This is a genomic window from Pseudomonas sp. H1_A03, assembly GCF_054685145.1.
Genome location: NZ_CP162829.1, coordinates 337,693 through 352,390, shown reverse-complemented (window position 1 = coordinate 352,390; position 14,698 = coordinate 337,693). Strand labels below are relative to the sequence as shown.

The 14,698-nt window shown below is 58.0% G+C and carries 13 protein-coding genes and 2 tRNA genes; 14 read left to right on the top strand and 1 reads right to left on the bottom strand.

Annotation, left to right across the window (positions count from 1 at the left end; all coding sequences use genetic code 11):
- Window positions 1–212: 212 nt before the first annotated feature.
- The 6 genes from dnaJ (at window position 213) to AB4O35_RS01590 (ending at window position 7,781) form a co-directional block, all read left to right on the top strand.
- Complete coding sequence (gene dnaJ, locus AB4O35_RS01615) at window positions 213–1,337, top strand: molecular chaperone DnaJ (protein ID WP_049711482.1); 1,125 nt, start codon at window positions 213–215, stop codon at window positions 1,335–1,337.
- 10 nt (window positions 1,338–1,347) lie between these two features.
- On the top strand, window positions 1,348–2,154 hold the full coding sequence (dapB, locus tag AB4O35_RS01610; protein ID WP_065875295.1) for a 4-hydroxy-tetrahydrodipicolinate reductase: 807 nt from the start codon (window positions 1,348–1,350) through the stop codon (window positions 2,152–2,154).
- A gap of 257 nt (window positions 2,155–2,411) precedes the next feature.
- Window positions 2,412–3,548 carry a glutamine-hydrolyzing carbamoyl-phosphate synthase small subunit gene (carA, locus tag AB4O35_RS01605; protein WP_065881648.1) on the top strand — a complete coding sequence of 379 codons (1,137 nt, stop codon included), beginning with the start codon at window positions 2,412–2,414 and terminating at the stop codon, window positions 3,546–3,548.
- A gap of 105 nt (window positions 3,549–3,653) precedes the next feature.
- Entirely contained in the window at window positions 3,654–6,875 is a 3,222-nt protein-coding gene (carB, locus tag AB4O35_RS01600) for a carbamoyl-phosphate synthase large subunit (protein WP_045060049.1), read from the top strand.
- Window positions 6,872–7,348 carry a transcription elongation factor GreA gene (gene greA / locus AB4O35_RS01595; protein ID WP_049711485.1) on the top strand — a complete coding sequence of 159 codons (477 nt, stop codon included), beginning with the start codon at window positions 6,872–6,874 and terminating at the stop codon, window positions 7,346–7,348. The genes carB and greA overlap by 4 nt, the downstream gene beginning before the upstream one ends.
- 28 nt (window positions 7,349–7,376) lie before the next feature.
- A complete protein-coding gene (locus AB4O35_RS01590; RefSeq protein WP_065875293.1) occupies window positions 7,377–7,781 on the top strand; it encodes an MFS transporter in 405 nt (134 codons plus the stop codon).
- A gap of 10 nt (window positions 7,782–7,791) precedes the next feature.
- Here AB4O35_RS01590 and AB4O35_RS01585 read toward each other — a convergent pair whose 3' ends face one another.
- On the bottom strand, window positions 7,792–8,100 hold the full coding sequence (locus tag AB4O35_RS01585) for a YhbY family RNA-binding protein (protein WP_049711487.1): 309 nt from the start codon (window positions 8,098–8,100) through the stop codon (window positions 7,792–7,794).
- 105 nt (window positions 8,101–8,205) lie between these two features.
- On the opposite strand from AB4O35_RS01585, the gene rlmE reads away from it, so the two are divergent.
- The 8 genes from rlmE (at window position 8,206) to AB4O35_RS01545 (ending at window position 14,671) form a co-directional block, all read left to right on the top strand.
- Window positions 8,206–8,856 carry a 23S rRNA (uridine(2552)-2'-O)-methyltransferase RlmE gene (gene rlmE / locus AB4O35_RS01580; RefSeq protein WP_032862906.1) on the top strand — a complete coding sequence of 217 codons (651 nt, stop codon included), beginning with the start codon at window positions 8,206–8,208 and terminating at the stop codon, window positions 8,854–8,856.
- Between the two features lie 200 nt (window positions 8,857–9,056).
- On the top strand, window positions 9,057–10,967 hold the full coding sequence (gene ftsH, locus AB4O35_RS01575; protein WP_065875292.1) for an ATP-dependent zinc metalloprotease FtsH: 1,911 nt from the start codon (window positions 9,057–9,059) through the stop codon (window positions 10,965–10,967).
- An 8-nt stretch (window positions 10,968–10,975) separates the two neighbouring features.
- Window positions 10,976–11,827, top strand: a complete 852-nt coding sequence (gene folP, locus AB4O35_RS01570) for a dihydropteroate synthase (RefSeq protein WP_065875291.1) — start codon at window positions 10,976–10,978, stop codon at window positions 11,825–11,827.
- A 16-nt stretch (window positions 11,828–11,843) separates the two neighbouring features.
- On the top strand, window positions 11,844–13,181 hold the full coding sequence (gene glmM / locus AB4O35_RS01565; protein ID WP_065945464.1) for a phosphoglucosamine mutase: 1,338 nt from the start codon (window positions 11,844–11,846) through the stop codon (window positions 13,179–13,181).
- 66 nt (window positions 13,182–13,247) lie between these two features.
- The gene (gene tpiA, locus AB4O35_RS01560; RefSeq protein WP_003194193.1) at window positions 13,248–14,003 is read left to right on the top strand and encodes a triose-phosphate isomerase; all 756 of its coding nucleotides are present in this window, start codon (window positions 13,248–13,250) and stop codon (window positions 14,001–14,003) included.
- A gap of 4 nt (window positions 14,004–14,007) precedes the next feature.
- Window positions 14,008–14,391 carry a preprotein translocase subunit SecG gene (gene secG / locus AB4O35_RS01555; protein WP_083207073.1) on the top strand — a complete coding sequence of 128 codons (384 nt, stop codon included), beginning with the start codon at window positions 14,008–14,010 and terminating at the stop codon, window positions 14,389–14,391.
- A gap of 21 nt (window positions 14,392–14,412) precedes the next feature.
- Window positions 14,413–14,498, top strand: a tRNA-Leu gene (locus AB4O35_RS01550).
- Between the two features lie 96 nt (window positions 14,499–14,594).
- A tRNA-Met gene (locus tag AB4O35_RS01545) sits at window positions 14,595–14,671 on the top strand.
- Window positions 14,672–14,698 lie beyond the last annotated feature (27 nt).

Below are 14,698 nucleotides of genomic sequence, written 5' to 3'. Positions count from 1 at the left end.
TGCGACAGCGTTCGGATGCTGGCGGTGTGATCGGGAATGCTCCTGCTTTCCGAGCAATAACTACCGCATTTTTGGCCGGGTCCCTGGCTAAAAGTAGTAATGACCAGGATCGTTGAATTGACGTGAGTTGGGTCCGGGCCTGTATTGGGGCTCAACGAGTTTGGCGGGGCTCAGGAGGGTCTGGCCGAACGTCCTTAAGAGTGCAAAGACTTATGGCAAAGCGTGACTATTACGAAGTGTTGGGTGTGGAGCGCGGCTCCAGCGAGGCGGACCTGAAGAAGGCCTACCGTCGCCTGGCGATGAAGCATCACCCGGACCGTAATCCGGATAGCAAAGAATCCGAAGAGATGTTCAAAGAGGCCAATGAGGCCTACGAATGCCTGTCTGACCCCAACAAGCGTGCGGCCTACGATCAGTATGGCCATGCCGGTGTCGACCCGAGCATGGGTGGCGGCGGTGCTGGTTTTGGCGGTCAGAACTTCTCCGACATTTTCGGCGATGTATTCAGCGACTTCTTCGGCGGTGGTCGGGGTGGTCAGCGTGGCGGCGCCCAGCGTGGCAGCGATTTGCGCTACACGCTGGAATTGAACCTGGAAGAAGCCGTGCGCGGCACCAGCGTCAATATTCGCGTGCCGACGCTGGTCAACTGCAAGCCGTGCGATGGTTCGGGTGCCAAGAAGGGCTCCTCGCCGATCACCTGCCCGACGTGTGGTGGTATCGGCCAGGTTCGTATGCAGCAGGGCTTCTTTTCGGTGCAGCAGACCTGCCCGCGCTGCCATGGCCAGGGCAAGATCATTTCTGATCCGTGCGATTCCTGCCACGGCGAAGGGCGTGTCGAAGAGTACAAGACACTGTCGGTAAAGGTGCCGGCTGGCGTGGATACCGGTGACCGCATTCGCCTGTCGGGCGAAGGCGAGGCGGGTGCTCAAGGCGGACCTACGGGCGACCTGTACGTGGTAATCAACGTGCGCGAGCACTCGATTTTCCAGCGCGACGGCAAGCACCTGTTCTGTGAAGTGCCGATCAGCTTTGTCGACGCAGCCTTGGGTGGCGAGCTGGAAATCCCGACGCTGGACGGTCGGGTCAAGCTCAAGATTCCTGAGGGCACGCAGACCGGCAAGCAGTTCCGTATTCGTGGCAAAGGCGTTGCGCCGGTGCGCGGTGGTGGAGCGGGCGACCTGATGTGTCGTGTGGCGGTTGAAACGCCGGTCAATCTGGGGCGTCGTCAGCGCGAATTGCTTGAAGAGTTCCGCAGCTCGCTGGAAGGCGATGACTCACACTCGCCGAAAACCACGGGCTTTTTCGATGGCGTGAAGCGCTTCTTCGGCGACCTGTAAGGAATTGAATATGCGACGTATAGCCGTAATGGGCGCTGCCGGGCGCATGGGCAAGACGCTGGTTGAAGCGGTGCAACAGCGCTCGCCGGCCTCCGGGCTGACCGCGGCGATTGTGCGCCCGGGCAGCACGTTGATCGGTGCGGATGCCGGTGAGTTGGCTTCTCTGGGGCGTATCGGTGTTTCGCTGTCCGGCCATTTGGAGCAGGTGGCTGATGAGTTCGACGTACTGATCGACTTTACGCTGCCGGACGTGATGCTGAAAAACCTGGCGTTCTGCCGCAAGGCGGGCAAGGCCATGGTGATTGGCACCACCGGTTTGACGGCTGAGCAGAAGCAGTTACTGGTGGAGGCGGGGAAGGATATTCCGGTCGTCTTCGCGGCGAACTTCAGTGTCGGTGTGAATCTGTCGCTCAAGTTGCTGGACCTGGCGGCGCGCGTGCTGGGTGATGAAGCGGATATCGAGATCATCGAGACCCATCACCGCCACAAGATCGACGCGCCTTCGGGTACTGCATTGCGCATGGGTGAAGCGATCGCCGATGCGCTGGGCCGAGACTTGTCGAAAGTGGCGGTGTACGGGCGTGAAGGCCACACCGGTGCGCGTGCGCGTGACACCATCGGCTTTGCGACTGTGCGCGGGGGCGACGTGGTCGGTGATCACACTGTGTTGTTCGCCACTGAAGGCGAGCGCCTGGAAATCACGCACAAGGCATCCAGTCGGATGACCTTTGCCAAGGGCGCGGTACGTGCTGCGCTGTGGTTGGAAGGGCGCGAGCCAGGTCTCTACGACATGCGCGATGTGCTGGATCTGCACTAATAGTCGCTAAAATAGGGCCTCAAGCTTATGCTTGGGCCCCGTTTTTACCCGCTAGGCGACGTGCTGTCGCATTCCCCTGCCTTTAAGGCTCATTAGCGGTGGACCAAAAAAGCCTTTTTCTGTAAGCTACAGCTTTAGTGTGTTCACTAAAAGCGCGCAGAATAATTCAGTGAATGAGCGGGGTGACGTGTCCATACGTCACTCCGCTTTTTTACACCTGCGATCGCCCTTTCAGGCTTTATTTACGGGAGGTCTTCTTGACTAAGCCAGCCATACTCGCCCTTGCTGATGGCAGCATTTTTCGCGGCGAAGCCATTGGAGCCGACGGTCAGACCGTTGGAGAGGTGGTGTTTAACACTGCCATGACCGGCTATCAGGAAATCCTTACCGATCCTTCCTACGCCCAACAGATCGTTACCCTGACCTATCCGCACGTCGGCAACACCGGTACTACACCGGAAGATGTCGAGTCTGATCGTGTCTGGTCGGCCGGTCTGGTGATTCGTGACCTGCCACTGGTTGCGAGCAACTGGCGTAACACGATGTCGCTGTCCGACTACCTGAAAGCCAACAACGTTGTGGCGATCGCTGGTATCGATACGCGCCGCCTGACACGCATCCTGCGTGAAAAAGGCTCGCAGAACGGCTGCATCATGGTCGGTGACAATATCTCCGAAGAGGCGGCGATTGCCGCAGCGCAAGGTTTCCCTGGCCTGAAAGGCATGGACCTGGCGAAAGTCGTCAGCGTTAAAGAGAAGTACGAGTGGCGCTCTACTGTCTGGGACTTGAAGACCGACAGTCACGCGACTATCGATGCCGCTGAGCTGCCATATCACGTTGTCGCCTATGATTACGGCGTCAAGTACAACATCCTGCGCATGTTGGTCGAGCGTGGTTGCCGCGTGACAGTGGTGCCGGCGCAAACTCCGGCCAGCGACGTATTGGCTCTGCAGCCAGACGGCGTGTTCTTGTCCAACGGCCCGGGTGACCCTGAGCCATGCGACTACGCCATCCAGGCCATCAAGGAAGTGCTGGAGACCGAAATTCCGGTGTTCGGCATCTGCCTCGGCCACCAGCTGCTGGCACTGGCCTCCGGCGCCAAGACCCTGAAAATGGGCCACGGCCACCACGGTGCCAACCACCCCGTTCAAGACCTGGACACTGGGGTCGTGATGATCACCAGCCAGAACCACGGCTTTGCGGTGGATGAAGCGACCTTGCCGGCTAATGTCCGCGCCATTCACAAGTCGCTGTTCGACGGTTCCCTGCAAGGCATCGAGCGCACCGACAAGAGCGCGTTCAGCTTCCAGGGCCACCCTGAAGCCAGCCCGGGCCCGAACGACGTAGCGCCGCTGTTCGACCGTTTCATCAATGAGATGGCCAAGCGACGCTGACTGAGCGGTCTGCGGGCGGCCCCTAACTCCGGCGGCCCCCGCAGCCTCTCTAAAGATTGTTCAAGACGGCTTGCCGACTGACCTGCGGATTTGAGTGACAAACCCATGCCAAAACGTACAGACATAAAAAGCATCCTGATTCTCGGCGCTGGCCCGATCGTGATCGGCCAGGCCTGCGAATTCGACTACTCCGGCGCCCAGGCCTGTAAAGCCCTGCGCGAGGAGGGCTACCGCGTCATCCTGGTGAACTCCAACCCGGCCACCATCATGACCGACCCGGACATGGCCGACGCCACCTACATCGAGCCGATCAAGTGGCAGACCGTTGCCAAGATCATCGAGAAGGAGCGTCCGGACGCGCTGCTGCCGACCATGGGCGGCCAGACTGCTCTGAACTGCGCACTGGACCTGGAGCGCGAAGGCGTCCTGGAAAAGTTCGGCGTAGAGATGATCGGCGCGAATGCCGACACCATCGACAAAGCAGAAGACCGTTCGCGCTTTGACAAGGCAATGAAATCCATCGGCTTGGACTGCCCGCGCTCGGGCATCGCCCACAGCATGGAAGAAGCTAACGCAGTGCTCGAGAAGCTGGGCTTTCCGTGCATCATCCGTCCGTCCTTCACCATGGGCGGCACTGGTGGCGGTATCGCTTACAACCGCGAAGAATTCGAAGAAATCTGCGCCCGTGGCCTGGACCTGTCGCCGACCAAAGAGCTGCTGATCGACGAATCCCTGATCGGTTGGAAAGAGTACGAGATGGAGGTTGTCCGCGATAAGAAGGACAACTGCATCATCGTCTGCTCCATTGAAAACTTTGACCCGATGGGCGTGCACACCGGTGACTCGATCACTGTTGCGCCGGCACAGACCCTGACGGACAAGGAATACCAGATCATGCGTAACGCCTCCTTGGCGGTATTGCGCGAGATCGGCGTGGAAACCGGTGGCTCCAACGTCCAGTTCGGCATCTGCCCGGACACGGGTCGCATGGTCGTCATCGAGATGAACCCGCGGGTATCCCGTTCCTCGGCGCTGGCCTCGAAAGCCACCGGTTTCCCGATCGCGCGTATCGCCGCCAAGCTGGCGATCGGCTACACCCTGGACGAGCTGCAGAACGAAATCACCGGTGGCGCTACCCCGGCTTCCTTCGAGCCGTCGATCGACTACGTCGTGACCAAGCTGCCACGCTTCGCCTTCGAGAAGTTCCCGAAAGCCGACGCGCGCCTGACCACTCAAATGAAGTCGGTGGGTGAAGTCATGGCCATCGGCCGGACTTTCCAGGAATCCCTGCAGAAAGCTCTGCGCGGCCTGGAAGTGGGCGTTTGCGGCCTGGACGAGAAGCTCGACCTGAGCAATCCGGAAAGCATGAGCATCCTCAAGCGCGAACTGACCGTGCCGGGCGCCGAGCGCATCTGGTATGTGGCTGACGCCTTCCGCGCCGGTCTGTCGGTCGAAGACATCTTCGGCATGAACATGATCGACCCGTGGTTCCTGGTGCAGATCGAAGATCTGATCAAGGAGGAAGAGAAGGTCAAGACCCTGGGTCTGGCCAGCATCGACCGCGACTTGATGTTCAAGCTCAAGCGCAAAGGCTTCTCCGACATGCGTCTGGCCAAGCTGCTGGGCGTAACCGAGAAAGCGCTGCGTCGTCACCGTCACAAGTTGGAGATCTTCCCGGTCTATAAGCGCGTTGATACCTGCGCAGCCGAGTTCGCCACCGACACCGCCTACATGTACTCGACTTACGAGGAAGAGTGCGAAGCCGCGCCTTCGGGCCGCGACAAGATCATGATCCTGGGCGGCGGTCCAAACCGTATCGGTCAGGGCATCGAGTTCGACTACTGCTGCGTACACGCGGCACTGGCCCTGCGCGAAGACGGTTACGAGACCATCATGGTCAACTGCAACCCGGAAACTGTTTCCACCGACTACGACACTTCCGATCGCTTGTACTTCGAACCAGTGACCTTGGAAGACGTGCTGGAAATCTGCCGGGTTGAGAAGCCTAAGGGTGTAATCGTCCAGTACGGCGGCCAGACCCCGCTGAAACTGGCGCGTGCCCTGGAAGAAGCCGGCGTGCCAATCATCGGCACCAGCCCGGACGCCATCGACCGTGCCGAAGACCGCGAGCGCTTCCAGCAAATGGTTGAGCGCCTGAACCTGCGTCAGCCGCCAAACGCCACCGTGCGCAGCGAAGACGAAGCCATTCGCGCAGCCAGCAAGATCGGCTACCCGCTGGTGGTGCGTCCGTCCTACGTGTTGGGCGGTCGTGCGATGGAAATTGTCTACGAAGAAGAAGAGCTCAAGCGCTACCTGCGTGATGCGGTGAAAGTGTCCAATGACAGCCCGGTGCTGCTCGACCACTTCCTCAACTGCGCCATCGAAATGGACGTGGACGCAGTCTGCGACGGCACTGACGTAGTGATCGGCGCGATCATGCAGCACATCGAACAGGCTGGCGTTCACTCCGGTGACTCCGCTTGCTCGCTGCCTCCGTACTCGCTGCCTGCGCACATCCAGGACGAGATGCGCGAACAGGTCAAGAAAATGGCCCTGGAACTGGGCGTGGTCGGCCTGATGAACGTACAGTTGGCGCTGCAAGGCGAAGACATCTACGTGATCGAAGTCAACCCGCGCGCTTCGCGTACCGTACCGTTTGTTTCCAAGTGCATCGGTGTGTCCCTGGCTATGATCGCTGCCCGCGTGATGGCCGGTAAGACCCTGAAGGAAATCGGCTTCACCAAGGAAATCATTCCGAACTTCTACAGCGTGAAAGAGGCGGTGTTCCCATTCGCCAAATTCCCTGGTGTGGACCCGATCCTGGGCCCAGAGATGAAGTCCACCGGTGAAGTGATGGGCGTGGGCGATACCTTCGGCGAGGCGTTTGCTAAAGCCCAAATGGGTGCCAGCGAAGTGCTGCCGACCGGCGGTACTGCGTTCATCAGCGTGCGCGATGACGATAAGCCGCTGGTTGCGGGCGTGGCCCGTGATTTGATCAACTTGGGCTTCGAAGTCGTGGCCACCGCCGGGACCGCCAAGCTGATCGAAGCTGCCGGCCTGAAAGTGCGTCGCGTGAACAAGGTGACGGAAGGCCGTCCGCACGTGGTCGACATGATCAAGAATGACGAAGTCACCCTGATCATCAACACCACCGAAGGTCGCCAGTCGATCGCGGACTCCTATTCCATTCGTCGTAACGCTTTGCAGCACAAGATCTACTGCACCACCACCATTGCTGCTGGCGAAGCCATCTGTGAAGCGCTCAAGTTCGGTCCGGAAAAGACCGTGCGTCGCTTGCAAGATCTACACGCAGGATTGAAGGCATGACCAAATACCCAATGACCGTCCAGGGCGCCAAGGCCCTGGAAGAGGAACACGCCCATCTGACCAAAGTCGTCCGCCCGAAGCTGAGCCAGGATATCGGCACCGCTCGCGAGCTGGGTGACTTGAAGGAAAATGCCGAATACCACGCTGCTCGCGAGCAGCAAGGTATGGTCGAGGCACGGATCCGTGACATCGAAGGCCGTATGCAGAATGCGGTAATCATCGACGTGACGACCATTCCACATACCGGCAAGGTGATTTTCGGCACCACCGTGGAAATCGCCAATGTCGAGACGGATGAGCGCGTTGTCTACCACATCGTGGGTGAAGACGAAGCTGACTTCAAACTCGGCAAGATCTCCGTTGGTTCTCCGCTCGCCCGCGCCTTGATTGCCAAGGAAGAGGGTGATGTGGTGGCTGTGAAAACGCCAAGCGGCGTGATCGAGTACGAGATTGTTGAAGTTCGTCACATCTGAAAGACGGCGCCCGCTCTATGCGGGCGCCATGCTTTGGCAGCTCTCCCAGATGCTTTGGGTAGGCGGCCTGTGGTTGTTGCACATCGGTGTGTTACCGGCGCTGGGCCTGATTGGCCTGGCACCGTTGCTGATCGATGAAATCGATGGATTGCTCAGTGCGTTGCTGGTGGGTTTCGCGGCGGCGTGCGTGACGCTCCAGGCGTTGGTGCTGGTCAAGGCCGAAGGCTTGGGGAGTTTGTGGCGGGATATTCGCGGGCAACTGCTGTTGATGGCGCTGTATGCGTGTGCAATGTATTGCATTGTGCATGTCTGGCTGCCGGAAGCGTTGCGCTGGCAGCTGTTCAGCTATCTCGTGCTAGGGTTCTCCGGCCTGGTGCTGGTTATACAGCCTGCACCAGGATGGAGTGGCGGGGCGCGCGAAGCACGCCCGTGACCCTTGTTGTTTACTTGAAGCGATGAACGTTCGACAGTTGCTTGTTGGCGCTGAAGTTCTTGCGATACAGCAGCGCCATCTTGCCGATGACCTGGACCAGGTCCGCTTTGCCCACCTTGCACAGTTCTGCAATGGCGGCCAGGCGCGCTTCGCGATCAAGGATGTTGACCTTGATCTTGATCAGTTCGTGATCGTTCAGTGCGCGTTCGAATTCGGCTAACACACCCTCAGTCAAACCGTTATCTGCCACAATCAAAACTGGTTTCAGATGGTGGCCAATGGATTTGTACTGTTTCTTCTGCTCTTGAGTGAGCGGCATAATCTGACCCCTGCGTCTGATCTTGTAAAAAGCGGCGGCCAGTTTACCCGAGCGAGTCCGGGACCGCCCAGTTAATCACGACCCGTTTTATTTTCGAGGTGGCCCGTGGCCCGTTCCAAAACCAGTCTTAAGTGGCTACAAGAACATTTCAACGATCCTTACGTCAAAAAGGCGCAAAAGGACGGCTACCGTTCCCGGGCCAGCTACAAGCTGTTGGAGATCCAGGACAAGGATAAGTTGATACGTCCCGGCATGAGCGTTATTGATCTGGGTGCAGCCCCTGGCGGGTGGTCCCAGGTGACCAGTCGTCTGATTGGTGGGCAGGGTCGCTTGATCGCTTCCGATATCCTGGAAATGGACAGTATCCCGGACGTGACCTTTGTTCATGGGGACTTCACCCAGGACGCCGTGCTCGCACAGATCCTTGAGGCTGTGGGAAATTCGCAGGTAGACCTTGTGATTTCCGACATGGCCCCCAATATGAGTGGATTACCGGCCGTTGATATGCCGCGCGCGATGTTCCTTTGTGAGCTCGCGCTGGATTTGGCGGGTCGGGTTCTGCGGCCTGGTGGTGATTTTCTGGTGAAGGTCTTCCAGGGCGAAGGTTTTGACGAGTACCACAAGAACATCCGCAAGTTGTTCGACAAGGTGCAAACGCGTAAGCCTGACTCTTCCCGCGACAGGTCGAGGGAGCAGTATTTGCTGTGCCGCGGCTTCCGCGGTGTTGAAGGTGCTGCGAGTGAAGAGCGTTTTTGAGAAATTCGAGGAGGGCGATAGGTTTTTTTATATCGCTTTCGTCACGAAGCTTTACGAATATTGTGTAGTCAAAGTTTCACAAAGGGTTACAGACGGCGCCTGCAAGAGTTGTAGGTAATGTAGTAAGTTAGGCCGGTGAATATCATGCGAAGCGCGCGCCAGTAGCGGAGCTTGCTTCAGAGGGTAGTTAATTGAACGATATGGCAAAGAATCTGATCCTGTGGTTGATCATCGCGGCTGTCCTTGTGACGGTGATGAACAACTTCTCCAGCCCTAACGAGCCGCAGACCCTCAACTATTCCGACTTCATCCAGCAAGTTAAGGATGGCAAGGTCGAGCGCGTAGCGGTTGATGGCTACGTGATTACCGGTAAGCGCGTCGATGGCGACAGCTTCAAGACCATTCGTCCGGCCATTCAGGACAACGGTCTGATCGGCGATCTGGTGGATAACAAGGTCGTTGTTGAGGGCAAGCAGCCTGAGCAGCAAAGCATCTGGACCCAACTTCTGGTGGCGAGCTTCCCGATTCTGGTGATCATCGCTGTGTTCATGTTCTTCATGCGCCAGATGCAAGGCGGTGCGGGAGGCAAGGGCGGGCCGATGAGCTTCGGCAAGAGCAAGGCGCGCCTGCTCTCCGAAGACCAGGTGAAAACCACCCTGGCTGACGTTGCCGGTTGCGACGAGGCCAAGGAGGAAGTGGGTGAGCTGGTCGAGTTCCTGCGCGATCCAGGCAAGTTCCAGCGCCTGGGTGGTCGTATTCCGCGCGGCGTGCTGATGGTCGGTCCTCCGGGTACTGGTAAAACCTTGCTGGCCAAGGCGATTGCCGGCGAAGCCAAGGTGCCGTTCTTCACTATTTCCGGTTCTGACTTCGTAGAGATGTTTGTTGGTGTCGGTGCAAGCCGTGTTCGCGACATGTTCGAACAAGCCAAGAAGCACGCGCCTTGCATCATCTTCATCGATGAAATCGACGCCGTTGGTCGCCATCGTGGTGCCGGCATGGGCGGTGGTCATGATGAGCGTGAGCAGACCCTCAACCAGTTGCTGGTTGAGATGGACGGCTTTGAAATGAATGACGGCATCATCGTCATCGCTGCAACCAACCGGCCTGACGTGCTGGACCCTGCGCTGCTGCGTCCTGGTCGTTTCGACCGTCAAGTCGTGGTCGGCTTGCCGGATATCCGTGGCCGCGAACAGATCCTGAAAGTACACATGCGCAAAGTGCCAATGGGTGATGATGTGGCTCCGGCCGTGATTGCCCGTGGTACTCCAGGTTTCTCCGGTGCTGACTTGGCTAACCTGGTCAACGAGGCTTCGCTGTTCGCTGCCCGTACCGGCAAGCGCATCGTTGAAATGAAAGAGTTCGAACTGGCGAAAGACAAGATCATGATGGGTGCCGAGCGCAAATCCATGGTCATGTCGGAAAAAGAGAAGCAGAACACTGCTTATCACGAAGCCGGTCACGCCATTGTCGGTCGCGTTGTGCCTGAGCACGACCCGGTCTACAAAGTGTCGATCATTCCTCGTGGTCGGGCGCTGGGTGTCACCATGTTCCTGCCGGAAGAGGATCGTTACAGCCTTTCCAAGCGCGCACTGATCAGCCAGATCTGCTCGCTGTACGGTGGCCGAATTGCTGAAGAGATGACGCTGGGCTTCGACGGTGTGACCACTGGCGCATCCAACGACATCATGCGTGCCAGCCAGATTGCACGGAACATGGTCACCAAGTGGGGCCTCTCTGAAAAACTCGGTCCTTTGATGTATGCCGAGGAAGAGGGCGAGGTATTCCTGGGGCGTGGCGGTGGTGGTCAAAGCGCCAGCTTCTCCGGTGAGACGGCTAAGCTGATCGACTCCGAGGTGCGCAGTATCATTGACCAATGCTACGGCACGGCCAAGCAGATCCTGACCGACAATCGCGACAAGCTGGATGCAATGGCTGATGCGCTGATGAAGTACGAGACCATTGATGCCGACCAGATTGACGACATCATGGCGGGTCGCGCACCGCGCGAGCCTCGCGATTGGGAAGGTGGTTCGGGTACTTCAGGCACTCCGCCTGTGGTTCAGAATGAGCGCCCTGAAACACCAATCGGCGGCCCGGCAGCTGACGTCTAAGGTTTGAAATGACTTCTGTTGTGTCCTCCACCCGGTTGCCTTGCGGCAGCCGGGTTCTTGATTTGGCCCATACACACGTTATGGGCATTCTTAATGTAACCCCCGACTCTTTTTCCGATGGTGGCCGCTTCAGCCAGCTTGATGCCGCGCTGCGTCACGCAGAGGCAATGGTGGCGGCAGGGGCAACCCTTATTGATGTCGGCGGTGAGTCTACTCGCCCCGGTGCTCGCGTAGTTTCTCCCCTGGAGGAGCTGGAGAGGGTGGCGCCCATCGTTGAGCGCATTTCCCGAGAGTTGGATGTGATCATCTCGGTTGATACGTCGACCCCTGCCGTGATGCGCGAGACTGCGCGCCTGGGCGCCGGGCTGATCAACGATGTACGCTCTCTTCAGCGAGATGGCGCATTGGATGCTGCCGCGGCTAGCGGTTTGCCGGTGTGTCTGATGCATATGCTGGGTGAGCCCGGCAATATGCAGGACAGTCCTCACTATGATGATCTTGTTGGTGAAGTGAGTGGTTTTCTCGCTGAGCGGATTGCTCAATGCGCTGCCGTAGGGATTGCGGCTGAAAAGATCATCCTCGATCCCGGCTTTGGCTTCGCTAAGACCCTGCAACACAATTTAAGCCTGTTCAAGCATATGGAATCCCTGCACGCACTTGGTCGGCCGCTGTTGGTCGGTGTTTCGCGCAAGAGCATGATCGGGCTGGCGCTGAATCGTCCGGTGGGCGAGCGGTTGTACGGTGGTCTTGCACTGGCAGCGCTCGCGATAACCAAGGGTGCACGCATCTTGCGCGTGCATGATGTCGCCCAGACCGTGGATGTGGTGCGTATGATTGCTGCGGTAGAATCAGCCGAATAAGAATGATGGAGCACTTATGACTAAAAAATACTTTGGCACCGACGGTATCCGTGGTCGGGTCGGCGAATTTCCAATTACCCCTGACTTCATGCTCAAGCTGGGTTGGGCGGCGGGTATGGCGTTCCGCAGTATGGGCGCGTGCCGCATCCTGGTCGGCAAGGACACCCGTATTTCGGGTTACATGTTTGAGTCCGCATTGGAAGCAGGTCTGTCCGCCGCGGGTGCCGATGTAATGCTGCTGGGGCCTATGCCGACGCCAGCGATCGCCTACCTGACGCGTACCTTTCACGCTGAAGCCGGTATCGTGATCAGTGCCTCGCACAACCCCCATGATGATAACGGCATCAAGTTCTTCTCGGGCCAGGGCACCAAGCTGCCGGACGAGATCGAGTTGATGATTGAAGAGCTGCTGGACGCGCCGATGACGGTGGTTGATTCCAGCAAGCTGGGCAAGGTGTCGCGAATCAACGACGCCTCTGGCCGCTATATCGAATTCTGCAAGAGCAGTGTGCCGAGCAGTACCAATTTCGCCGGCCTCAAAATTGTGGTCGACTGCGCTCATGGTGCTACCTACAAAGTAGCGCCCAGCGTATTCAAGGAATTGGGTGCGGACGTGACGGTTCTGTCGGCCCAGCCGAACGGCTTGAACATCAACGATAACTGCGGCTCTACTCATATGGGGCAGTTGCAGGCGGCCGTCCTTGCCGAGCATGCCGACTTGGGTATTGCCTTCGATGGTGATGGCGACCGCGTTCTGATGGTGGATCACACGGGTGCCATTGTTGACGGTGATGATCTGTTGTTCATCATTGCACGCGACCTGCATGAGCGTAACAAGCTGCAAGGCGGCGTTGTCGGCACACTGATGAGTAATTTGGGGCTTGAGCTGGCCTTGGCAGACCTGGGGATTCCATTCGTGCGCGCCAATGTCGGTGACCGCTATGTGATCGCCGAACTGCTTGAGCGTAATTGGCTGGTGGGTGGCGAGAATTCCGGGCACGTTGTCTGCTTCCAGCACACCACCACAGGCGATGCGATTATTGCTGCGCTGCAGGTACTGCTGTCATTGCGTCGTCGCGAAGAGAGCCTCGCCCAAGCGCGTCAGGCGCTGCGTAAATGTCCGCAAGTGCTGCTCAATGTGCGTTTTGCCGGTGGCGAAAATCCGATCGATCACCCTGCTGTCAAGGAGGCGTGCGAGCGCGTGACTCTGGCGATGGCGGGGCGTGGCCGTGTGTTGTTGCGCAAGTCCGGCACAGAGCCTCTGGTGCGCGTCATGGTCGAAGGTGACGACGAAACACAGGTTCGCGACCATGCCGAAGACCTGGCAAAACTGGTAACTGAAGTTTGCGCCTGAATTCGGCTTGCCAGTGATGATGTGGTTGGGTAACATCTGCGCCCACTTTGACCGACGAGGTACAGCATGCGTCGCACTATGGTAGCTGGTAACTGGAAGATGCACGGTACCCGCGCCAGTGTCGCTGAGCTGATCAACGGCCTTCGTCACCTGGCCTTGCCTAGCGGTGTTGATGTTGCGGTTTTTCCACCTTGCCTGCATATCAACCAAGTGGTTGATGGCTTGAAAGGTAAGTCGATTCAGGTCGGCGCGCAGAACTCTGCGGTGGAACCGATGCAAGGTGCGTTGACCGGTGAGATTTCGCCGAGTCAGTTGGTCGATGCGGGTTGTTCCTATGTGCTTGTTGGGCACTCCGAACGCCGTCAGATGATGGGCGAGCGTGATGGGACACTCAACCGCAAGTTCGCCGCAGCACAGGCTTGTGGCTTGATTCCAGTGTTGTGCATAGGGGAAACCCTGGAGCAGCGCGAATCGGGCAAGACTCTTGAAGTTGTCTCGCGTCAGCTGGGCAGCATCATCGAGGAGCTGGGTGTTGGTGCGTTTGCAAAAGCGGTAATTGCTTACGAGCCGGTCTGGGCCATTGGTACCGGGCTGACTGCTACACCGCAACAGGCGCAGGATGTGCACGCAGCCATCCGCGCGCAGTTGGCGGCAGAGAATTCTGAAGTCGCACAAGGTGTGCGTCTTCTATACGGCGGCAGCGTGAAGGCGGCCAATGCGGTCGAACTGTTCGGCATGCCGGATATCGATGGGGGGCTCATTGGTGGGGCTTCCCTGAATGCAGATGAGTTCGGTGCGATTTGTCGCGCCGCGGGAAACTGAAAAAATGCTGGAAACAGTCGTAGTCGTTTTTCATCTGTTGGCTGCCTTGGGCGTAGTTGCCCTGGTTTTGCTGCAACAGGGTAAAGGTGCAGATGCTGGTGCGTCTTTCGGTGCAGGTGCTTCAAATACTGTATTCGGAAGCCAAGGTACCTCTACCTTTCTTAGTAAGTTTACTGCTATACTTGCCGCCGGTTTCTTCATAACCAGCTTAGGGTTAGGTTACTTTGCTAAAGAGAAAGCTCATGTGCTGACTCAAGTAGGTTTGCCAAACCCAGCAGTGTTGGAAGTACCAAAAGCAAAACCGGCTTCTGATGATGTCCCGGTGCTTCAAGAGCAAAAGTCGGCTACTCCAGCGACTGACGTGCCTCCAGCTCAAGAGCAGAAGTAAGAAGGTTGTAAACGCTGTATTGCCGAGGTGGTGGAATTGGTAGACACGCAACCTTGAGGTGGTTGTGCCCATAGGGTGTAGGGGTTCGAGTCCCCTTCTCGGTACCAATTATCAGGAAAGCCCGCTGTTGCGGGCTTTCTTGTAGGTGGAAGGTTACATTGACCCTATTGGGGATCAGTCGTATACTTCCGCCCCAGCTTTGTCGCGGGGTGGAGCAGTCTGGTAGCTCGTCGGGCTCATAACCCGAAGGTCGTCGGTTCAAATCCGGCCCCCGCAACCAGTTTTAGCGGAGCCCCTTTTAAGGGGC